The sequence below is a fragment of the Cryobacterium sp. PH31-O1 genome (assembly GCF_030063455.1).
Taxonomy (GTDB): domain Bacteria; phylum Actinomycetota; class Actinomycetes; order Actinomycetales; family Microbacteriaceae; genus Cryobacterium.
In genome coordinates this window covers 258,581-280,285 of sequence record NZ_JASITB010000002.1, presented here as the reverse complement: position 1 = coordinate 280,285, position 21,705 = coordinate 258,581, and the positions used below count along the sequence as shown (strand labels likewise).

At 65.1% G+C, this 21,705-nt stretch carries 16 protein-coding genes; all 16 read left to right on the top strand.

The features are described 5' to 3' along the window. The first annotated feature begins 29 nt into the window (after window positions 1–29). The gene (locus QMK31_RS06125) at window positions 30–995 is read left to right on the top strand and encodes an AAA family ATPase (protein ID WP_283500050.1); all 966 of its coding nucleotides are present in this window, start codon (window positions 30–32) and stop codon (window positions 993–995) included. Further along, window positions 992–2,380, top strand: coding sequence for a DUF58 domain-containing protein (locus QMK31_RS06120; RefSeq protein ID WP_283500049.1), 1,389 nt, complete (start codon window positions 992–994; stop codon window positions 2,378–2,380). Before QMK31_RS06125 ends, QMK31_RS06120 begins: the two co-directional genes overlap by 4 nt. Then, window positions 2,377–4,992, top strand: coding sequence for a transglutaminase TgpA family protein (locus tag QMK31_RS06115; protein WP_283500048.1), 2,616 nt, complete (start codon window positions 2,377–2,379; stop codon window positions 4,990–4,992). Before QMK31_RS06120 ends, QMK31_RS06115 begins: the two co-directional genes overlap by 4 nt. After that, window positions 4,993–6,459 carry a DUF5684 domain-containing protein gene (locus tag QMK31_RS06110; RefSeq protein ID WP_283500047.1) on the top strand — a complete coding sequence of 489 codons (1,467 nt, stop codon included), beginning with the start codon at window positions 4,993–4,995 and terminating at the stop codon, window positions 6,457–6,459. A gap of 3 nt (window positions 6,460–6,462) precedes the next feature. Next, window positions 6,463–7,326 (top strand): PP2C family protein-serine/threonine phosphatase, encoded by an 864-nt coding sequence (locus QMK31_RS06105; RefSeq protein ID WP_283500046.1) that lies wholly within the window; start codon window positions 6,463–6,465, stop codon window positions 7,324–7,326. Next, on the top strand, window positions 7,313–8,068 hold the full coding sequence (locus QMK31_RS06100; protein ID WP_283500045.1) for a hypothetical protein: 756 nt from the start codon (window positions 7,313–7,315) through the stop codon (window positions 8,066–8,068). The genes QMK31_RS06105 and QMK31_RS06100 overlap by 14 nt, the downstream gene beginning before the upstream one ends. Window positions 8,069–8,133: 65 nt before the next feature. After that, window positions 8,134–9,819 (top strand): variant leucine-rich repeat-containing protein, encoded by a 1,686-nt coding sequence (locus QMK31_RS06095; RefSeq protein WP_283500044.1) that lies wholly within the window; start codon window positions 8,134–8,136, stop codon window positions 9,817–9,819. A gap of 60 nt (window positions 9,820–9,879) precedes the next feature. Then, window positions 9,880–11,628: a DUF7937 domain-containing protein gene (locus tag QMK31_RS06090; protein ID WP_283500043.1), complete on the top strand. Its 1,749-nt coding sequence runs from the start codon at window positions 9,880–9,882 to the stop codon at window positions 11,626–11,628. Between the two features lie 163 nt (window positions 11,629–11,791). Beyond that, entirely contained in the window at window positions 11,792–13,519 is a 1,728-nt protein-coding gene (locus QMK31_RS06085; RefSeq protein ID WP_283500042.1) for a GspE/PulE family protein, read from the top strand. Then, window positions 13,506–14,681 (top strand): type IV pilus twitching motility protein PilT, encoded by a 1,176-nt coding sequence (locus QMK31_RS06080; RefSeq protein WP_283500041.1) that lies wholly within the window; start codon window positions 13,506–13,508, stop codon window positions 14,679–14,681. The genes QMK31_RS06085 and QMK31_RS06080 overlap by 14 nt, the downstream gene beginning before the upstream one ends. Continuing rightward, window positions 14,682–15,911, top strand: a complete 1,230-nt coding sequence (locus QMK31_RS06075) for a type II secretion system F family protein (RefSeq protein ID WP_283500040.1) — start codon at window positions 14,682–14,684, stop codon at window positions 15,909–15,911. A gap of 160 nt (window positions 15,912–16,071) precedes the next feature. Continuing rightward, the gene (locus QMK31_RS06070) at window positions 16,072–16,554 is read left to right on the top strand and encodes a type IV pilin protein (RefSeq protein ID WP_283500039.1); all 483 of its coding nucleotides are present in this window, start codon (window positions 16,072–16,074) and stop codon (window positions 16,552–16,554) included. Between the two features lie 78 nt (window positions 16,555–16,632). After that, on the top strand, window positions 16,633–17,043 hold the full coding sequence (locus QMK31_RS06065) for a type IV pilus modification PilV family protein (protein WP_283500038.1): 411 nt from the start codon (window positions 16,633–16,635) through the stop codon (window positions 17,041–17,043). Window positions 17,044–17,605: 562 nt separating this feature from the next. Beyond that, complete coding sequence (locus QMK31_RS06060) at window positions 17,606–19,129, top strand: hypothetical protein (protein WP_283500037.1); 1,524 nt, start codon at window positions 17,606–17,608, stop codon at window positions 19,127–19,129. Next, complete coding sequence (locus QMK31_RS06055; protein ID WP_283500036.1) at window positions 19,122–19,949, top strand: prepilin peptidase; 828 nt, start codon at window positions 19,122–19,124, stop codon at window positions 19,947–19,949. The genes QMK31_RS06060 and QMK31_RS06055 overlap by 8 nt, the downstream gene beginning before the upstream one ends. 56 nt (window positions 19,950–20,005) lie before the next feature. Beyond that, window positions 20,006–21,703, top strand: coding sequence for a type IV pilus assembly protein PilM (gene pilM, locus QMK31_RS06050; protein WP_283500035.1), 1,698 nt, complete (start codon window positions 20,006–20,008; stop codon window positions 21,701–21,703). The last annotated feature ends 2 nt before the right edge of the window (window positions 21,704–21,705 follow it).

Genomic DNA, 21,705 nt, shown 5'->3' with positions numbered 1-21,705 from the left:
GCACTCGCCACACTGAAAGAGCCACAGACATGACAATCACCCCGGAGCAGTCAGACTGGTTTGCCGCGACCTTCACGATGATGGTCGACAACGTGGAGCAGGTCGTCCTCGGCAAGCGCCACGTGATCGAACTCGCCTTCACCGCCATGGTCAGCGAGGGCCACCTGCTGCTCGAGGACTACCCGGGCACCGGCAAGACCTCGCTCGCCCGCGCCATGTCGCAGACCGTGCAGGGCGTCTCGACCCGCATTCAGTTCACCCCCGACCTGCTGCCCGGCGACGTGACCGGCATCACCGTCTACGACCAGAAGACGGGCGAATTCGAGTTTCACAGCGGCCCGATCTTCGCCAACGTCGTGCTCGCCGACGAGATCAACCGGGCCAGCCCGAAGACCCAGTCGGCCCTGCTCGAAGCGATGGAAGAGGGCAACGTCACCATCGACGGCGTCACCCGCTCCACCGGTGTGCCGTTCCTCGTCATTGCCACCCAGAACCCGATCGAGCAGGCCGGAACCTACCGGCTGCCCGAAGCCCAGCTCGACCGATTCATGATGAAGGCCTCCCTCGGCTACCCCGACCTGGCCGCGACAATTCGTATCCTTGAAGGCACCGCCGATGTGCGCCACGAACTCGCCCCGGTGATCACCCCGCAAGCCCTCGTGAGCATGAGTGACATCGCACGCGGCGTGTTCGTGAACCCGCTCGTCTACGACTACATCGGCCGTCTGGTCGAGGCCACCCGCGACGCCCGCCAGGTGCGCATGGGCGTCAGCGTGCGCGGCGCCCGCGCCCTCACCAAGGCGGCCAAGACCTGGGCCGTCGCCCACGGTCGCACCTTCGTCACGCCCGACGACGTCAAAGCACTCGCCGAGCAGGTGCTCGCGCACCGCATGGTGCTCGACCCCGAGGCCGAGTTCGACGGCGTCACCGCGAGCGCCGTCATCGGCCAGATTTTGCTCGACGTGCTGCCGCCCAGTCGGAGCGACCTGGCGTGAGCTTTCACACCGAATCGCGGCGCTCCCAGACCTCGAATCTGGCGAGAACCAGCACCCAGACCCGGTCTGCCACGCACACCAGGTATTCGACCACGCGCACGAGCAAGTCCACCACGGTGACTCTCGTGGGCGCGGTCGTGCTCTGGATGCGGGTCTCGCGCGCTGTGCGAATCGGTGTGAAGGCATCCGTTGAATGGGTCGGCGAAACGGTCACCCCGGCCGGCTGGGTGGTCGTCGCCGCTGCGATCGTGCTGCTGCCGCTCGGCCTCGTCTTCGGCTGGGCCGAACTGATCGTGATCGGCTGTGTGGCGATCGCCCTCATTCTCATCTCGTTGCCGTTTCTGGCCGGCGGTCGTGCCTACAGCGTCGACTTCGTGCTGCCGGTCGACCGGGTCGTCGCCGGTTCCGAGGTGCTCGGCACCCTCACCGTCACCAACATCTCCAAACGGCTCGAGCTGCCGGGTCGCGTTGACGTTCCCATCGGTAAAGGGCTCGCGGATGTCTACGTTCCGCTTTTGCGCGCCGGCCAGGTTCACGCAGAGCACGTTCGCGTGCCCGCGTACCGGCGCGGCGTCATCGATGTGGGCCCGGTCACGACGGTGCGCAGCGACCCGCTCGGCGTGCTCGGGCGCGAAGTGGCCTGGGCCGACGTGAACCGTCTTTTCGTGCACCCGGTGACCGTGTCGATTCCGAGCACGAGCGCCGGTTTCGTGCGCGACCTCGAGGGCAACCCCACGAGTGACATCGTCGACTCCGACATCTCTTTTCACGCCATTCGCGAGTATGCCCCGGGCGATGGGCAACGGCACATCCACTGGAAGTCCACCGCGAAGACCGGCAAGCTCATGGTGCGGCAGTTCGAAGAGAGCCGGCGCTCCCGCCTCGCCATCGTGCTGAGCCTGAACGCCGCTGAGTACGCCTCCGACGACGAGTTCGAGATGGCGGTCAGCGCGACCGGCTCGCTCGGCGTGCGCGCCATTCGCGACGGCCGTGACCTGGCCGTCGTGGCGAGCGAGGAGATTCCCGATATCGTGCGCAGCAGCATCCGTTCGGTGCGCAGCCTGAGCGTCGTCTCGACGCGCACCCTGCTCGACGACCTCACCGCGATCGACACCAGCCCGCACGCCATGAACGTCGAAGACGTCTGCGTGCTCGCGGCCCAGGTGGTGCCCGATATCTCGATCGCGTTCGTGGTCTGCGGCTCGACGATGACTGCGCGGCGGCTGCAGGCGCTGACCCTGAAATTCGCCACCAATGTGCAGGTCGTGGCCGTTTTGTGCAACCCGAACGAGCAGCCGAGCTTTCGCGACCTGGCTGGCACGAGCGTGCTGACCATCGGCGTGCTCGACGACTTTCGTTCCCTGCTGAGCCGGCGGGCCGCATGAGCGCGCCAGCAGCGCCGCGCGCGGCGGGCCGGCCAGCGACCGGTGCTGTGCCCATGGTTCGGCCGCGCCGTGCGCGGAGCGGGCGCCCTGCCCGGGTGATCAACGCCCTGTTCGTCGTGGCGATGATGCTCGTTGCCGTCTGGGCGGCCTGGCCGATCTACCAGGACGCCAGCTACCTGGTCATGGCGGCCGGTGCGATTCTGGCCGGACTCGCTCTGGCCTGGCTCGCGGCCCGCCAAGGTTGGTCCTGGTTCACGGTGCTGCTGGCCGTGCTTGGCGTTTACCTCGTGCTGGGCGTGCCGCTCGCGGTGCCGAGCGCTCTCACGAGCGTGCCGAACGCGCTCGGCGGACTGCTCGACCTGGTGACGGCCACGGTGTTTAGCTGGAAAGAACTCGTCACCATTGCGCTGCCGGTCGGGTCGTACCAGTCGCTGCTGGCCCCCGCCTTTCTGCTGTTTCTCGGCGGCACCACGGTGGCGCTCTCGCTCGCCTGGCGTGGCCGGTTCTTCGCCCTCGCTGTGCCGCTGACCTTTGCCGTGCAACTTTTCGGGCTGGTCTTCGGGTCGACCGCCGTGAGCATTCCGCTGACCGTTTTCGGTGTGAGCGTGCCGGCACCGCGCGAAAGCCTCAACGGCCTCGCCGCCCTGCTGCTCGCCTTCGGCTTTCTGGCCTGGCGCACCCACCTGGCTCGCAGCCAGGCGCTCGACCTGGCGGCCCGCACGACCGGGGTGCGGCGCACTCCCGGCGCACTCGGCGGTCGCCTGCGCCGGGCTGGACTCGCCGCCGGCGTTCTGGTGCTCGCCGTCAGCGTCACCCTCGGCGGGCTCTCAGCGGTCGCGGCGGCGCCGGCCCGCGAAGTGCTGCGCAGCAGCATCGACCCGGCCGTGGAACTGCGCGAGCACGTCAGCCCGCTCAGCCAGTACCGCAGCTCGTTCAGCGCGGACCAGTACAACACCGAACTGTTCACTGTCTCAGGCGACGCGGTCGGCGACGGCTCCGATTCGCGCGTGCGGCTCGCCGTGCTCAGCTATTACGACGGCGAGGTGTTTCGGGTCGTGAACCCGGCCGCCGACCAGAACGACCAGCCGAGCGCCTTCGCCCGGGTGCCACACACCCGCGGTTCGACGGCCGACCGCGTCACGTCCCGGTTCGACGTCGCCGGGTACAGCGGCGTGTGGATGCCGGGCGCCGGCGCGCTGACGAGCATCCGCTTTGCCGGTGATCGTGCCGCCGAGCTGAGTGACGGGTTCTTCTATAACGCAGCGACCGCATCCGGTATTCAATTGAACGCCCTCGACGACGGCGACCGGTACACAATTGTCTCGGAGCAGCCGACGGATGCGACGGACCTCGCCGGTCTCGCCCGCCCGGCCGGCGACGCTGCCGACGACACGCTCATTCCCGAAAGTCTCATCGACTGGGTCGACGCCCAGGCGGTTACGAGCGACGGCGCCGGCCTGGCCGAACTGGTCACCCGCCTGCGCGAGCGCGGCTACCTCAGCCACGCGCTGACCGCGCCGGCCGCGGACTCCTGGACCGCCGACCTCGGTGATTACCAGTTCACACCGAGCCTGTCCGGCCATTCGGTCGCCCGCATCGACGCACTCTTCACCGCGCTGCTCGAGAAGCAGAACAGCACGACCGCCACCGAGAACGCCCAGCTGGTCGCCGCGATCGGCGACGACGAACAGTTCGCCGTGGCCACCGCGCTGCTCGCTCGCCACCTCGGCTTCGAGTCTCGTGTGGTGGTCGGTTTCACGCTCGGCACGACCGACGCCGCTGATTCGAGCGCGCCGGGCGCCTGCCTTCAGGGCGTCTGCGCCGGGCAGAACCTCGCAGCCTGGGTTGAAGTGGCCAGCGGCGACAGCCCCTGGGTCACCGTGGATGCGACCCCGCAGTTTCAAAACCCGCTGTCGCCCATCGACGACACGACCCGCGACCCGCAGTACAACACCGAGGTGCTCACCGAGGGCGCCACCGAGCAGCGTGCCCCCGAGGCCAATCCGACCAGCGGCGAAGACCAGCAGGACCAGGACCCGGTCACCGGCTCCGACCTGGCCTGGCTGTTCGCGATTCTCAAGATTGGCGGCATCAGCCTGGCCGCGCTGCTCGCGATCAGCACGCCGTTCCTGGTCATTCTCGGCGCCAAACTCAAACGCCGCCGGGATCGCGCGCGGGCGGCCGACGTGTCGGCGCGGTTCAGCGGCGGCTGGGACGAGTACGTCGACGCCGCCGTTGACCGCGGCTTTGCCGACCAGGGCAACATGACCCGGGTGGAAGTCGCCGCGCACTACCAGTCGGTTGGCGGTGCACAGCTGGCAGCCCTCGCCGACCGCGCCGTCTTCGGCGAGATCACGCCGCAGCCGGCCGAGAGCGACGCCTTCTGGCACCTCGTCACGGCGGAACGAGCCGGTCTCGCCGCGAGCGGCACCCGGCGACAACGCCTGCGCGCGGCCATCTCGCTGCGTTCATTTTCTCGGCTTGCGGATGCCCGCCGACTCTTTACTTTTCGACGACGCGTGTCTCGTTACGACGTCACCACCGTGCGCCCGAACCGGCGCGACACCAGCAGATTGGGGGAGCGGCCGCTTGTCAGCAGCCGCGAATCATAAATGGATGAATCATCTGGAGCGGTGGTCGCCGTCATCGTGGTCTCCATGCTGATCGGCATCGGTGTGTACGTGTTCTCGTCGATCGCCCTCGGCAAGATCTTCGTGAAGCTCGGGGAACAGGCCTGGAAGGGCTGGGTGCCGATCGTTAACACCATCACGCTATTTGAGCTCGGTCGCTATTCAGCCCTCTGGGTCGTGGGCCTGTTCATTCCGGCAGCGAACCTCGTGGCCCTCGTCGTCTTGATAATGGCTGTCAACAACGTCAACCGGCGCCTGGGCCACGGCGGTGGATTCACCCTGCTCTACCTGGTCTCTTTTCCCATCTGGGCCGGCATCGTCGGCTTTGGAAAGAGCGTCGACACCGGCTGGATGCCCGGCATGGCCGCAACCGGCTACGTGCCATTTGCTCCGGTGACGCCCCTGTCGATGACGGCTGCGGCCGTGGCTGCGGCCCCCGCTCCGGTCGTGCAGAGCGTGATGCCGCCCGCGCCGCCGGCCCCTCCGGCAGCGTTCCTGGCCACGGCTCCGCCCGTTCCGCCCGCTCCCCTGACACCGCCCGTCGTGAACGGTCTGCCCACCGGACCGCCGCCGTTCTACGTGAGTACCCGGCCGGCCGTGCCGGTTTCTGGCCCGACGACGCCAGCAGCCGTCTCAGCGCGCCCGGTGTTCTCGGCGCCGCCCGCACCGCCGGTTTTTGCCGGCCCGCCAGCCCCGCCAGCCCCGCCAGCACCGCCCGTTCTTGCGTCCCCTCCGGCGCCGCCCGCCCCTCGGGTCGAGGCGACCCCGCCCGCCCCGGCAGCAGAACCGGCGAACCCGTGGGCTCCGCCAGCACCGGTCGCTCAGGCCAGCGCAGCTCCGGCGCCCACTCCGGCACCAATTCCGGCACCTGCTCCGCCCACCGAGCCAACGGCAGCTGTCGGTGTCGCTGGGGCGGCGTCCGTTGCAGCCGTGCCCGCCGCCGTCTCGCCCGTCGTCTCGACCGTACCTGAGGCCGAAGAAGCGCCCGGGGCGAGCGCAGCCGTCGAAGTCCCAGCCGGCACAGACCTTCACCGAGGCGACGGTCACCAAGACGACGCTGGCCAAGACGACGACGCTGACGACGACCTCGACGAGACCATGATCGTGGTGCGTCGCATGAAGCCGTGGACCCTCGAAACCGAACACGGTCTCAAGGTCTCGCTCACCAAACCGGTGGTGCTGCTCGGGCGCAACCCCGCGCGGGGCGGCGCACATCCCGACGCGCAGTTGGTGCCGTTGCATGACCCCGGCAAGACCGTGTCGAAGACCCACGCCCGCCTCGACTTCGTTGAGGGAGTCTGGGGTATCAGCGATCTGCAGTCCACCAACGGCGTCGTTCTCATCGACGGCGGCGGCGTAGAGAACGAGCTCGATGCCGGTGCGAGTGCAGCCCTGACCGATCGGTTCCTGCTGGGGGAGCTCGCCGCGCGCATCTACCTGGAGGCCTGAGCAATGACCCAACTCGCCGACCAGCGGGCGATGAGCGCCGGGGTATCGCTGCAGTGTGGTTCGAGCACCGACGTCGGCCGTAAACGCAGCGAGAACGAAGACTCGCTATTGGCGTGCCAACCGGTGTTCATCGTCGCCGACGGCATGGGCGGCCTCGAAGCCGGCCAGCGCGCCAGCGCCGCGGTGATCGCGGAATTCCAGGGTTGCGTCGGCCGTACCGCCGTGCCGGCCGGCGATGTAGTGGCTGCCGTTGAACGCGCCCACGCCACGGTGCGGGCCGTGTCAGATTCGACCGGGCGCGGTGCCGGCAGCACCCTGACCGGCCTGGTGCTCATCGACCATGAGAATGCCCCGCAATGGCTCATCGTGAACGTGGGCGACTCGCGCGTCTACCGGCTGCACGGTGGGGAGTTTCAGCAGCTCACCGTTGACCATTCCCTCGCCCAGGAACTCATCGACGAAGGTTCACTGCTCAAAGCGGATGTCGCCACCTTCGCCCGCAAAAACGTCATCACCCGCGCGATGGGCGCCGACAACAGTAAGGCCGACTACTGGTTGCGCCCGGTCGTGACCGGCGAACGATTGCTCGTGTGCTCCGACGGGCTCAGCGGCGAACTCTCCGACGAGGCCATCAAGGCCGGCCTGACCCTCGGCGGCAGCACCCAGCAGACGGCAGACGCGCTGCTCGCCGGCGCCCTCGAACACGGCGGCCGCGACAATGTGTCGGTGATCGTAATCGACGTCATCGCCGGCGGGGTCAACTCCTGGCACGGCGTCGCCATTGGCGACGACCAGTCCGACACCATCGACACCCGCACCGAAGACACCCGACCGGTACAACGAGTGGCCCGCAATGCTGCCCGCTGACCCGCACCGGCCGGCCCCAACCCCCGACGACATCGATCACGCGGTCGACGACGCAGACGACGACGAGGCTACCCGCATTGTGCGGCGAGGTGAGCCGCGGCACGGCGCCGCGGCCCCCGCGCCGACGATCAGCAGCGAGCCCAACGTGGCCGAGCCATCCGTCGCGCCCGATCAGCTCGCTGAGCCCAGCGACGGCGATGAGGGCGAAGACGACACCGTCATCGTGCAGCGCACCGACGACGAACACACCCGCATCGTGGCGCGGCGCTCCCGGGCGGGCAGCCCGCTCGGGGCTGCGGAACCCGAAGCCGACGGTTCCGAGCAAGCGGCAGCCTCGATCGACGAGGCAACCGTGCGTTCTCCCCGGGGCAGCACGACCCCTGACACCGACCATGACACCCTTTTCGGCACTCGGCGGGCGGCAGCCCCCGCGCGCATTCCCATGGTCGACACGCTGCAACGCCGCTACGAGCCGCCGCAAGTGCAGAGCGGCGCGAGCGTGCGCTACGCGGCGCGGCCGACGCCGGCGATCGTGCCACCCCCGGTGCCCAGGCCGGTTGCCGACGTGCAACCAGACCTGACGCGCTTGCGTCTCGCGGATGCCGCCGCCGAGATCCGCGAGCGCGCTGCGGTCACCAAGCGCCGCCGCCGCCGGCTCACGCTGATCGCGATCACCTCGAGCACCGCCCTGGTCGTGCTCGCCACGGCCGCCGTCACGGTTTTCACCATTCTCAACTGGTGATCGCGGCCAGGCCCTAAGCCTGCGCCACCCCGACCTTCCACCGACTATCTAGGAGCTTTACCCTCGTGACAGATTCCACCTCGCCGCTCTATTGGGAAGCCGCCAACCCGGCCACCCCGCTGGCCCGGCTCGCTGAGATCGCCGCTGCCCACCACGAGCTGCATCCCGTCATCGCGTCGAACCCGTCGTGCTACCCGGCCCTGATTGAGTGGATGCTGCAGCTCGGTACGATAGCGCACGTCGCCCCCGAGCCGATCGCGGTCGTCCCTGTCGTCCCCGTTGTCGTTGCCCCCGCAGTGGTCGTCCCTGCAGTCGAACCGGCCGCCGCCGAACCGTCGGCATCCGTTCCGAACCCGTTCGCTCAACCGAACCCATTCGGCCGCGCGGTTCCTGCTGCCGCTGTCGCTGCCCCGACGACGGGCCCCGTCGTTCCCACCGCCCCCGCCGACCCCACCGCTCCTGCTGCTCCCACCAACCCCGCTCCCGGCCGGGCACCCAGGCGCCCCAGCAGAAAGCTGCTGCTCTGGGGCTCGATCGGCGTCGTCGTGCTGCTGGTCGCCGGCGGCGGCGTGTGGGCCTACGGGGCCATCTTCTCCAAGCTGGGCGGGGCATCCTCCCCGACGGCGGCGGTCGAGAAACTGCTCGAGGGCACCGCCGAGATGGATCTGGTCAGCCTGTACGGCTCGCTGTCGCCCGCTGAGATTGAGTCGTTCAAGGCGCCGATCGACCAGCTCGGTACGATCGCCATGGACGACGAGAACGGCGACGCTGTCGACGTGCCGGAGCTCATCAACACGGTCTTCGACAGCCTCAATATCACCTTCACCGGGCTGGAACTCGAGTCTGACGACATCGACGAGGGAATCGCGGTCGTCACCATCACCGCGGGCGAAATGACCATGACTGGTGACGCCGAATCGATCACCGACGCCTACCTCGAGGTCGTCGCACCACAGCTGCGCCTGCAGCAGGAATCGTGGGGCTACGACGACAGCGACACGGATTTGATGCTCGCCGACCTGCGCGAGTCGTCGATCGACGAGCTCAACGACCTGCTGCCGTTCACCCAGACGGCCGCCGACCTCGCCGATGCCCTCGGCCACGATGCCGCCGTAGTCACGGTTCGCGAAGGCGGATCCTGGTATGTCAGCCCGCTGCTCACGGCCGGTGAAAACATGCTGACGGATGATTCCGACCGCGGCAGCCTCGTCGCCGCCGACGACGTGGCCTCCTTCGACACCGCCGACGCGGCCGCCGAAGGATTCACCGAGGCAATGATCGCCTTCGGTGAAAACGGCGACTACGGCGACCTCGCCGCCGTGCTGCCCGAAGCCGAACGGCGCTTTCTCAGCCTCTACGGCGACGCGCTGATGCCCACCGACGGCGGCAACGCCTACGACAACCTGCAGGTCACCGACTTCGCGGTGACTCCGGAGGTCGACGGCGACCTGGCGCGACTCGGCATCGATAGCATCGTGATCGAGGGCGACGGCTACAACTGGCCGTACCGCACCGAATTTTCGGGGGTGTGCGTCACGACAGATTCGGGCTACTCCTCGTTCGACGGGTGCCTCGATGACGCCGGGTGGCTCGACAAGCTCGGCGCTGCCGACTGGCGGGTCGTCACGGTGCAGGAGCACGGCGGATGGTTCGTCAGCCCCCTGCGCACCGTGGCCGACGTGACCGGCATCGCCGCCCAGAACCTGGTGCGACTCAGCCAGGACGGCGAACTCGACCAGCTGTATCAATAACAAGCGACACGGCACGAGCATCGCAGTGACAAGCAGCCAGACCGAAGACAGAGGACCCAGATGACCTTCGACCCGAACCAGCAACAGCCCGCCGCCCCGCAGCACGCGCCCGGCCCCGCGCAGTACGCACAGCCGTCAGCCCGACCCAACCCCTTCGCCGGCATCCCGGTCTCAGACGGGGCACGCGACGGCGGCGCCCTGCTTCTGCTGCTCATCTCGCTCGCCCTGCCGTGGATGTTCAGCCCCGACACCTACAGCATGAGCGAAACGATCGGGGCGACCGGCCGCATCGAGGTCGTTCTGATCACGCTGGTGTCGCTGTTCTCGCTCAGCCTCACCTACCTCGTGCGCGCCGGTGTCTTCGGCGGGGGCATCAGCCTGGCGCAGGTCTGGTTGATCCGACTGCTCGTCAACGTTCCCTATGTACTGCTCGTGCTCGGGTACATGCTCGCCGACGTGTTCTCGACTGATCAGACGACCGGGCTCGGCTATGCGGCCGCGTTCGGACTGGCCGGCGCCCTGCTCGCCGCCCAGCCGCGCTCCGCCGAACTGGTCGGACTCGTCGGCTACCACCCGATCGCCCGCCTCTGGCGCCGCATCGTGATCGGCTACGGCGCGGTTGCAGCGCTGACCATGCTGGGCGCGATCATTCTCGGAATCGTGGCGTCGACATCCGCTGAGGTGGGAGCCATCGTGCTGCTCACCGCGGTGGTCGCCGTGCTGGCCGGCGCGGCTGCCGTGCTGCTGCCAATCGTGCAAATCGTGCGCGGTAACGCGATCTGGCTCGCCGTCGCCCGCACGCTCGGCGGCATCGCTATCGGGGTCATCACGATCGACGCCGTCACGAGCAACAGCCTGTCCGTGGGCGGTGTCGAATCGCTCAGCTACGGCGGCTACCCGCTCATTCTGCTGGCCGGCCTGCTCGGCCTGGCCGCAAGCCCGGCGCTGCGCCTGGCCATGGCGCCGATGGAACCGATCAGCAAATGGTTCGGCGTGGCCTCACTCACCCTCGTGCTCATCATCGGCACCGCCGGCCTGAGCCTGCTGTTGGTCATCGCGAACCTGGTCGGCAGCGGCGCCGATTCGGAGTCGACCGGCCTCAACATAGGTGCCGCGATCGTGCTCTCGATCATCATCGTGGTCGCCGTCATCGCCCGCGCAACCCTGCGGGCGAACCCGGCCGGCAGCCAGTGGCTGGTGCTCGCACTGACCGGCCTGATCACCGTGCTCGGCATCGTCTTCGTGGTGCTGCGCGGGCAGACCATCACCGACGCCAACCTGGGCGAGCTGTACTCCTGGCTGTTTGAAGGCACGGCCTACAGCCCCTTTGCGTTGATCATCCTGACCACCGCGGCGACGCTGAGCCTCGCCCTGGCCTTCGGGCTGCCCGCCCTCGTGTTCTACGCGCTCACCGTGCCGGCCGCCGTTCGCGGCTACTTCACTCAGTACGGCCCGGTGCGTGCCGCGGCTTATCCCGGCTATGCCGTTGCACCGGTTGCCGTGCCCGTCGCGCCAGCTTTCGCGCCGACTTCCGTTCCGCTTGCGCAAGCGGATGCAGCACCCACCGCCGGTCCCGCTGCCCCGGTCGCGCCAACCCACGCACCGCCGGCACCAGCACCCAGCGCTGCCAGCCTGGCCGCCGCAGATCCGGCCACCTCGGCTGCTGTGCTCTACGACCTCGCCCAGAAGCGCCCCGAGGTGTGGCCGCAACTCGCGGGCAACCCGAGCACCTATCCCGACCTGCTCACCTGGTTGGCGCAGACGCCCGACCCGCTCGTGCAGCAGGCGTTGCGCGCCCGCGGCCTCTAGCCGCTTCAGCATGGGTAGCTGGCCCCCGATTGTGGGTCTGGTCAGCGACTATCAGGGTCGGATACGTTGGAGTGTCACCCACACACCTCGGGCATCATCACTTGGCGCAGCTGCCTGAGCCAGAGCGAAAATCGCAGCAGCGTCACACTTTGGGGGACGCCTAGTGTCGAGCCTGACAGAGATTTTGATTTCGCACGGCCTGTTACCTGCCGAACAGTTCGACAGTCTTTCGGCCGGCGACACGGCGGATGAAACGGCCGTGCGAGCCCTTCTGGCCAGCGGGGTGATTTCTGAGCTGCAGTTCGCTCGTGCCCGGGCGGAACAAACTAGATTACCTTTCGTCGAACTCCTCGACTATCCGGTCGACGAGCTCGCGCTCACCAAGGTTCCGGTTGCGATCTGTCACCGTCACGAGGTGCTGCCGATCGGGTTTGAGGACAAGCGGCTCATCCTGGCGATGGTCGATCCTGGAAACGTGTTCGCCCTCGATGACGTGCGAGAAACCTCTGGCATGCGGGTCACTCCCGTAGTGGTCGAGCGTTCCGACCTGATGGCCGCCATCGCGCGCTACTACCGTGCCGACGTCGAGCTCAGCGACCTCAGCAACTCTCTCGAAGAGGAGCGCAAGGCGCCTGAAGATGAGACTTTTAGTGATGTCGAGGCCTCCGATGACGCTGCTCCCATTGTGCGTTTCGTCAATCTGCTTATCTCTCAGGCCATTCAGGACAAGGCTTCGGACGTTCATATCGAACCGACGGAGCAGAACCTGCGCATCCGCTATCGCATTGACGGCGTACTGCATGAGATGCCATCAGCCCCCAAAAACATTCAGAACGGCGTCATCTCCCGTATCAAGATCATGAGCGAAATCGACATCGCTGAGCGCCGCAAACCGCAGGATGGACGCATGTCGGTGAGTCATGATGGCCGCAAGATCGACCTGCGGGTGGCTATTCTGCCCACGGTCTGGGGGGAAAAGACGGTTCTGAGAATTCTCGACAGTGCCACTTCGTCGATGAACATGAAAGACCTCGCCCTCCTCACCGACAACTTCAACGAGTTCGAAATGGCTTACACCAAGCCGTATGGCATGATCCTGGTCACCGGGCCTACCGGGTCGGGCAAGTCGACGACGCTCTATACGACGCTGCACGCCATCTCCCGGCCAGAAATCAACGTGATAACGGTCGAAGACCCGGTGGAGTTCCGCATGCCGGGAGTAAATCAGGTGCAGGTGAATCGCAAGGCTGGCCTCACCTTCGCCGTTGCCCTGCGCTCAATTCTGCGCTCCGACCCCGACGTTGTGCTGCTCGGTGAGATTCGCGACCAGGAGACGGCACAGATTGCCATTGAGGCGGCGTTGACCGGGCACCTCGTGCTGTCGACCCTGCACACCAACGATGCGCCGAGCGCCATGACCCGACTCATTGAAATGGGAATCGAGCCCTTCCTCGTGGGATCAGCGCTGGACTGTGTGGTGGCGCAGCGCCTCGCCCGGCGACTATGCGACCGGTGCAAGGTGCCCGAGACCCGCACCGACTTGTTTAATATCGGTTTCGCGGTCAATCCCACGGTCGGTTTTGTCTCCAACCGCTTAACAGGCGCGCCCGAGATAGGCCCGCCCACCGACCCCACCACTACCGGCACCGTGATCTATAAATCGGCCGGCTGCGCGAGCTGCTCGCAGACGGGGTACCGCGGTCGAATCGGCATTCACGAGGTCATGACGGTGTCCGAAGAGATCGAGCGCCTCACCGTCGCTCATGCCTCGAGCGCCCAAATCGGAGCCGCCGCACGCAAACAGGGCATGATCACGATGCGCGAAGACGGGTGGGCAAAGGTCGCACTCGGTCTGACGTCGGTGGACGAGGTGCTTCGTGTCGTTTCCTGACCCAGACCTGCTGGCAGCCCTGCAGGAGGTTCTTGACCGGGGTGCCTCTGACCTGCACCTAACGGTCGGAGCAGCCCCGCGCATCCGAGTGGACGGAGCACTGCGCGCCATCGATGGCGCCGGAGAATGGCTGATAGAGAAGGTTTCGTCGGCCCTGTACAGCCTGCTGACACCGCAACAACGTGAAAGTTTCGACCGCGATCTCGAACTTGACTTCGCTTATACCGCCGGTGGGGCCCGCTTTCGGGTCAACTACTATCTGCAGCGAAATTCGGTCGGAGGCGCCTTTCGGCTGATTCCGCGGGAGATCAAGTCTCTCGCTGAGCTCGAGGTCCCCGAAACGGTCGCCCGGTTCGCGCGCCTACCGCGAGGTCTTGTGCTCGTAACCGGGCCGACCGGTTCCGGTAAGTCCACGACCTTGGCGGGGCTCATCGACCTGGTCAACCGCACTAGGGCCAACCATATCGTCACCGTCGAGGACCCGATCGAGTTCATGCATCAGCACCGCATGTCCCTCGTTAACCAACGCGAGGTCGGCCACGACACCCACAGCTTCGCCGCCGCGCTCAAGCACGTTCTACGGCAGGACCCCGACGTTATTTTGATCGGCGAGTTGCGCGACCTTGAAACCATTTCCGTGGCCCTGACCGCCGCCGAAACCGGGCACCTGGTGTTCGCCACCCTGCACACGCAGGATGCCGCCCAGACCATCGACCGACTCATCGACGTGTTTCCGCCGTACCAGCAGGCGCAAGTGCGCACTCAATTAGCCCTGATTCTGCAGGGTGTGGTGTGCCAGGTCCTCGTGAAAAAGACCGGAGGCGGGCGGGTGGTGGCCACCGAGGTGCTCGTGAGCACCCCCGCGGTGTCCAACCTCATTCGTGAGGGTAAAACGCACCAGCTGAACTCTGCCATGCAGGCCGGCCGCGGACTCGGAATGCACACCATGGACCAGCACCTGGCTGACCTCGTGAACAACGGCACGATCACCCGCGAGGTGGCGGAAGAGCAGGCCCAAGACGTCATCGGTCTTGACCAGCTCATTCACCAACCCGGGGCACCCTCCGGCTCGGCCAGGCGCGGCGCTTACATTGAATCTGGCGTGGGCGACCGCGGCTCAAGCATCGACTTTCACGACGCGTATTCCGAGGGCGGTTTATAAATGGATGCCACACTCTCGTGGGCTTATCGCGGCCGGGATTCCACCGACAAGATCGTTAAGGGAAGACTCACCGCCAAGACCGAGGGAGCCGCCATTGTGCGGCTGCGCTCGCTCGGGCTCTCACCGATCTCGATCGTGGAGGTGGCGGCCAAGACCGGGTTGAACCGCGATATTAACATTCCAGGCGTAAGCCGCGGTGTAGGTCTCAAAGACCTGGCTGTCATGAGCCGCCAGATGGCCACCATGACCTCGGCCGGGCTTACCCTGCTGCGCACCCTGAACATTCTGGCCGAGCAAACCACGCATAAGCAGCTGGCCGCGGTGCTCACCACCATTCGAAACGACGTCGAGACCGGCCTGTCGCTCTCTGACGCCATGGTGCGGCACGACACCATCTTTCCGCCCATCATGATCAACCTGGTGAAGGCCGGTGAAGCCGGCGGATTTCTTGAAGACTCGCTCAATTCCATCGCCGAGAACTTCGAGGCCGAGGTGAAACTGCGCGACACGATTAAGTCGGCCCTCGCCTACCCGGTAATCGTGCTGATTCTGGCCGTCGTCGCCGTCATCGGCATGCTCATCTTTATTGTGCCGGTGTTTCAGGGAATGTTCGCCGACCTCGGTGGAAAGCTGCCGCTGCCCACCCAAATTCTGGTCGTTCTGTCGGGCATTATGGTGTGGCTGGCGCCGGTGCTGCTCGTGCTCGGTGTGGTTTTCTTCTTCTGGTGGCGCAAGAACAAGCACACCGAACGGGTGCGCCGGGTGGTCGACCCGGTCAAGCTCAAGCTCCCCGTGTTTGGCGAGCTGCTTACCAAGCTGGCCGTCGCCCGCTTTAGCCGCAATTTTGCCACCATGATCGGCGCTGGCGTTCCCATTTTACAGTCGCTCGCCATTGTGGGGGAGACCTCGGGTAACTGGGTGGTGGAGAATGCGCTGCGCAAGGTGCAGAGCTCGGTGAGCCTTGGCCGTTCCATTGCCGGGCCGATGTCGTTGGAGCCGGTGTTTCCGGCCATGGTCACGCAGATGGTCGCTGTGGGAGAGGATGCGGGGGCGTTGGAACAAATGCTCTCCAAGATTGCGGACTTCTACGACCAAGAGGTTCAGTCCACGACGGAGCAGCTCACCGCGCTCATTGAACCGCTCATGATTGCCGTTATCGGTGTGGTCATTGGCGGCATGGTTGTAGCACTTTATCTGCCCATGTTTACCATCTTTGACTACGTGAAATAGGGGGCAGGAGGGGTTCTTTAGCGACTTGACATCGTGTGGCCTGAACTGGGGTACCTAGCGGGTCAATTTACGCTCTACGCCCGCGTCTTCCTAGCTAGCATTATGGGTATAGGGGCTTATGGGTCTCTGGCTCGTATCAACCAATACAAAGGATTTACGCATGATTCGCACACTGACCACTGGTCTCGCGCGTAGGCGCGCCGCTCTCGGCACCAAGGACAAGGGCTTCACCCTCATCGAGCTGCTCGTCGTGGTGCTCATCCTCGGCATTCTGTCAGCCGTAGCCATCCCCATCTTCATCGGCCAGCAGGAAGGCGCCAAAGACAGCGCCGTTCAGGCCGCACTGACCACCGCGAAATCGTCGGTCGCCATGGCGGTCATATCGGGAACCAGCGTTGCAGATGCTGTTGCCGCACTCACCGTTTTGGAGTCCGCTTCGCCCACCGCTGCGGCGAAGGCCGTTCTCCCCGGATACTCGAAGAGCGACAAAATCTTCCTCGTTGCCGTGGTTCCATCAGCTGGAGCAGCTTTTTTGATCTCGGGCTCCTACGGAACCGGAACGTCGGCAAGTTCCAGCAACCAATACTTCATAACGGACACAACCACGGCCAAAAAGGGTGCTGGGCCCACGCCCACGCTCTAGCCCCGATGCGAGGGGTCAGGGTGGGTCGAAGCTCGGGCTGTTCCGGTAGCCCGAGCCTCCTGAAGACAGGTATCAGCCATGGCAGAACGCGCTGCGCACTCTATTGAAGCGCACGACAGCGGCTTCGGCATGCTCGAGATTATGGTCTCGATGCTGTTGCTCGGGCTGCTGGCCATCGGCTTTCTCCCTCTGCTGATGCAGTCGGCGCGGGTGTCGGCGTCAAATGCGACACTCGCAACGGCCACCCAACTGGTTTCGCAGGAGATGGCCCTGCTTCGTGGCGACGACACCTGGTCGTGTGCTGAGCTCAAGAAACATAAGTCGGTCGATGCAGCGCCGCCACTGGCCGTAGAGATCGAGGGCATCAGCGATCTCGTCTGTAATACACCGAGCGCTCCCAGGATTCAAAAGATTCGGGTCTGGGTCCACGAACGCGCCAAGGTGAAGTCCATCTCGGAAGCGTCGACGCTCATCTACCTAACTGCCTAGGCCCCACCATCTTCTCTCCGCGCAGCGCACACATCGACTCCGACTCGGGTTTCACCCTGATCGAGCTCATATTGTATTCGGCGTTCTCCGTCGTCGTCCTGTCACTGGTGAGCGCGATGCTGCTCTCGAGCGTGGCCGCGCAGAACACAATTACTTCTCGCTCGACCGCAACTACAACGGGACAGATCCTTTCGCAGGCGATCGACAGTGGCGTGCGCAACTCTCTCGCCATAACGATTTCGGGGGACGGCAACATGCTCGCACTCCGCGTCATGGGGATAACGGCCGGGACTAGCTCGTGTGAGGCTTGGCTGTACCGAAACGGGGCTGTCTACTTTCAGCGATCGACGACTGCCATTGCGAGAGACCTGAGTTCCAGCCATTGGACTCTTTTGGGCGATGGAGTCTCGCCCATGCCGGAATCTGGGCTTTTCGCGGTGCCGGGACCAGGGCTTGGCAACCCGAGCCAGGTCGAGTTGCACTTTAACGTTGGGACCAAAGGCGGAACCCCCGTCTCCTTCAATTCAACGTCGACGAATCGTCAACCCGGAACGGGATCCACATGCATGGGTTAAGAAGACGTATCTTTCCAGACCACGATGCCGGTAGCTCACTGCTCGCCGTCGTCGGGGTGATGGCCGTGTTCACGATCATTTCCTTCGTCATTGTCGGTTCCACCATGTCCTCTGTGAACGTGACGAGTGCGGCTCGCGCCGAAGTGCAAGCCCAGTCCGCCGCCGAGGCCGGCATTGACTCCGCGCGCGCGAGCCTGATCGCCGGCAAATGTCCACCGCTCACCGGGCTGACCCCAGCCTTTGTGCTTAAAGTGTCGTACCAGTCGGGAAACACGACTGTTTGGAACTCAGGTTGCCCGACGCCTAATGCCACGAGCGTCAAGATCGTCTCCACTGGAACTGCTAGCGACCTTGGCAGCGGCGCGAATGGTCCCGGCAACAATCGCATCGTCGAAGCAGTTTATACCTGGATCCCCGCCGCCGGCGCAGCCATCGCGGGGACTGGTCCCGCGCTCTATTCGTACGTCGGCGGAGACTTCAACGGCTCAATTCGCCCGGGAATGGCCGGAGGGCCGCCGGCCGTGGTCATGGTCAAGACGGGTGACGTGTTGTGCGGCGTCAAGAAAAAGAGCTCTAGCGCCTTTCTGGCTAATGTAGTGGTCGCGGCCGGTTCACTGACCGGCCAGAAAAAAAAATCCGGCCAGCCCAACGACCTCTGCCAAATTGACGGCAACGTATGGACTTCGGCCGCCACGGTGTTGGGAACGGGCGATTGGATCTCCGGCTTTGTGAGCGCCGGAACCTTGACCATGAATGACTCTGCCAGTATCGGAGGGAACGCTTGGTCGGTCTCCGCGGCCCAGGGCAACGGCACAAATAATATCGGCAGGGGGAATTATTTGTATGTGGGAGAGAACCCAAAGGTGCCGGCCCCCTCATCCCCGGTGGTGCCCCCGTGGGCGGACTTCCGTTACAGCGACTGGCCCGGCTGGCCTGTTCACACGATCACACAGATTCAGGGAAAAAAAGTGGAACCGTGCGATCTTGCCGCCCAGCAGGCCGCGGTTAACGCGTTCAGCGGTCCCGGTATCCTGGATGCCCGGGCTTGTTCGAATGGCCTGCAACTAAATTCCAACTTGAAACTCAAATATGATCTTGTGGTTTTTGCGAGCAATTTTGACTTGGCCAAGTCTTCGACGATCACGGCCGTAAACGCGACCAAGCTTTGGCTTGTGACCCCCGATGAAATCGTTGATCAAAAGCCGACTTGCAGCACGACGGGTACGGGGAAAGCGAAAAACGATCAACACCTTCAAATTGATTCAGATCTGGGTGCAAACGTGACAACGCTGGGCTACAGCCCGTGCGGAATTTCCCTTTCCGGGCAGTGGCAAGGCCAGCTCTATGGCAGCACAATCGACACTAGCGATGCCTCAAGCTTCGTTTCTGTTCCGATTGGTATTCCAAACATGGACCTGGCCCTCGGGACGACTCCCGGGCCGCCAACAGAACCAAGCCCCGCCAGGCTTGGCGAGCGGGTTTCGACGCGCGACGTAAAGAAGAATGAGTAGTGTGATTGCCGTCGTCTTCGGGCTGCTCGGGGCTCTCATCGGATCGTTTCTCAATGTCGTGATCTACCGGGTGCCGGCGAATAAATCCATTGTGTCGCCGCCGAGTGCATGCGGCAGCTGCGGGGCGCGCATTCGGCCATGGGACAACATTCCGATCGTGTCGTGGCTCGTGTTGCGCGGCCGCTGCCGCGACTGCGGCGCGCACATCTCCGCGCGTTACCCTGCGGTTGAACTCGGCACGGCACTGTTCTTCGCCGGGGTGGCCTGGTGGGTCGCCGCGACCGCCACCCTGCCGCTCACGACCCCCGACCTGCTCGCGCTGATTCTGATGGCCGTGGCTCTGCTGTACCTTGCGAGCATCAGCGTGGCCCTCGCCCTCATCGACCTCGACACCCACACCCTGCCCAACGCCATCGTGCTGCCGGCCTATCTCGTGGGGGGAGTGCTGCTGGCCGCATCCGCTCTGCTCGCGGGGGAGCCCGGCCGCCTGCTCAGCGCCGGTATCGGCGGCGGCGGCCTGTTCGGGCTGTACCTCGTGCTCGCGCTCGTGCGCCCCGGCGGCATGGGCCTCGGCGATGTTAAACTGGCCGGAGTGCTCGGACTCTTCCTGGGCTGGCTCGGCTGGGGCGCTCTCTTCGTGGGGGCGTTCGGCGCTTTTCTGCTCGGTGGGGTCTTCGGCACCATTCTTATGCTCTTTGGCAAGGCTGGCCGTAAGAGCAGCATTCCTTTCGGGCCTTGGATGCTTATGGGCGCCTGGGTGGGCATCTTCGCCGGCGACCAGCTCGCAACCAGCTATTTGGGACTATTCGGCCTGGCCTGAGCCAGACCGGCCATGCACCACCGCAACCACACAACACCCCGTAGGAGGCAGACGCAATGAAATCTCGCGTCGTCGGAATCGATATCGGCACTTCGGCCGTTCGTGCCGTTGAATTGGGCGGTGCCGACACGGACACGCCCATTTTGCTGCGCTACTTTGAAGAGCCGCTGCCGATGGGCGCGGTAACGCGCGGAGAAGTCGTTGACGTTGAGGTCGTCGCGTCGGCGCTCAAGCGCATGTGGGGCGCCGACAAGTTCAGCAGTCGCGACGTCGTGCTCGGCATGGGCAACAACCGCGTGGTCGCGCGCAACCTCAGCGTTCCCAGCATGTCTATGAGACGTATTCGGGAATCACTGCCATTTCAGGTGCAAGACCTGCTGTCGTTCCCGGTGAAAGACGCCCTGCTGGACTTCTACCCCATTTCGGAGACAGCCGGTGAGGGCGATAGCGGGCCGCAGATCAAGGGCCTCCTGATCGCCGCGGTGAAAGACGTCGTTGCGGGCAATCTCAAAGTGGCGCGCGCCGCCAAACTCTCGGCCATTGAGGTAGACCTCATGCCGTTTGCCCTGAGTCGTGCCATCACCCACGGAACCACCACAGACCGCGTGATCGCCCAAATCGACGTGGGCTCGGGAAAAACCAGTGTGGTTATCACCGATGCCGGGGTTCCTCAGTTCGTGCGCCTGTTGCCGGCCGGTGGGAACGACCTCACCAAGGCTCTTAAGACGCAACTCGGCATCGATGAAGATGCCGCAGAGAACCTCAAGCGCACGGTGGGCCTCACCAGGTCGCCGGCACTGGAGCACACCGAGGCCGCTACGATTATTCGCGACGTCACCTACGACCTGCTGGAGGGCCTGCGCAACACCCTGAGCTACTTCAGCAACAGCCGCCTTGATCTCACGGTGACGCAGATCGTGCTTACCGGTGGCGGCACTCACCTGCCCGGTTTTGATGCCGCGCTGAGTGTGATGGCCAAACTACCGATCGTGTTTGCGGCGCCCACCGGCATCGCCGTTGGCAGCGGCCTCGACGCCAAGAAGTTGCGGGCAACGCAGGGCACATTTTTGGTCGCCGTTGGCCTGGCACTCGGTAGTCGTGCCAGCGCCAACCTGGAGAAAACCATTGGTGGTGAGCCTCGTGCCGACCTGATGCCGCCCGAGGTGACGGCGGGGCGGCAGGCGAAGTCACTTCGGCGCCGGCTCGCCCTGGTCATGGTGGTCGTTATCGCGGTGGGGGCGGTAGTTTCCGGTCTCGTCTGGCGCGAAGCCACCGTGAGCGCCACCGAACTTCAAGCAGCCCGGGATCGAACCGCTGCCCTGCTGCTACAGGGTGATCAGTTCTTCGAGCTACGAAGCGTCGAAAACGCCATCGCCGAGTCCAAGAGTGCCGTCGACGTGGTGCAGGCCACCGATATTGACTGGCGCACCTACCTCATCACGGTGCAGGCGGCGCTCCCGGCCGGCGTCACTATTGGCAGCGTGAGTGTGGATGCCACCACCCCGTTCGAAGAATACGCCCAGTCCGAGGTGCCGCTGCAGGCCGCCCGGGTGGCCACCGTGGAGATGGGCCTGACCAGCCCCACGCTGCCGAGCATCCCCACTTGGCTTGATGCCATGGCCGAGCTTCCGGGGTTTGTCGACGCCGATCCCGGTGCCATCTCCCGATCGGCCGAGGGCATTTACACGGCCACTCTGACCCTACACATCAACGACGTGGTCTATTCCGCTGCCACGAAGACGGGCAAGGAGTAAGG

Bases quoted from the DNA above. Each gene is read 5' to 3' on its own strand.
- QMK31_RS06090 (WP_283500043.1), top strand. From the start codon at position 9,880: ATGACCTTCGACCCGAACCAGCAACAGCCCGCCGCCCCGCAGCACGCG.
- QMK31_RS06070 (WP_283500039.1), top strand. From the start codon at position 16,072: ATGATTCGCACACTGACCACTGGTCTCGCGCGTAGGCGCGCCGCTCTC.
- QMK31_RS06115 (WP_283500048.1), top strand. From the start codon at position 2,377: ATGAGCGCGCCAGCAGCGCCGCGCGCGGCGGGCCGGCCAGCGACCGGT.
- QMK31_RS06110 (WP_283500047.1), top strand. From the start codon at position 4,993: ATGGATGAATCATCTGGAGCGGTGGTCGCCGTCATCGTGGTCTCCATG.
- QMK31_RS06100 (WP_283500045.1), top strand. From the start codon at position 7,313: ATGCTGCCCGCTGACCCGCACCGGCCGGCCCCAACCCCCGACGACATC.
- QMK31_RS06065 (WP_283500038.1), top strand. From the start codon at position 16,633: ATGGCAGAACGCGCTGCGCACTCTATTGAAGCGCACGACAGCGGCTTC.
- QMK31_RS06105 (WP_283500046.1), top strand. From the start codon at position 6,463: ATGACCCAACTCGCCGACCAGCGGGCGATGAGCGCCGGGGTATCGCTG.
- QMK31_RS06055 (WP_283500036.1), top strand. From the start codon at position 19,122: ATGAGTAGTGTGATTGCCGTCGTCTTCGGGCTGCTCGGGGCTCTCATC.
- QMK31_RS06125 (WP_283500050.1), top strand. From the start codon at position 30: ATGACAATCACCCCGGAGCAGTCAGACTGGTTTGCCGCGACCTTCACG.
- QMK31_RS06060 (WP_283500037.1), top strand. From the start codon at position 17,606: ATGCATGGGTTAAGAAGACGTATCTTTCCAGACCACGATGCCGGTAGC.
- QMK31_RS06075 (WP_283500040.1), top strand. From the start codon at position 14,682: ATGGATGCCACACTCTCGTGGGCTTATCGCGGCCGGGATTCCACCGAC.
- pilM (WP_283500035.1), top strand. From the start codon at position 20,006: ATGAAATCTCGCGTCGTCGGAATCGATATCGGCACTTCGGCCGTTCGT.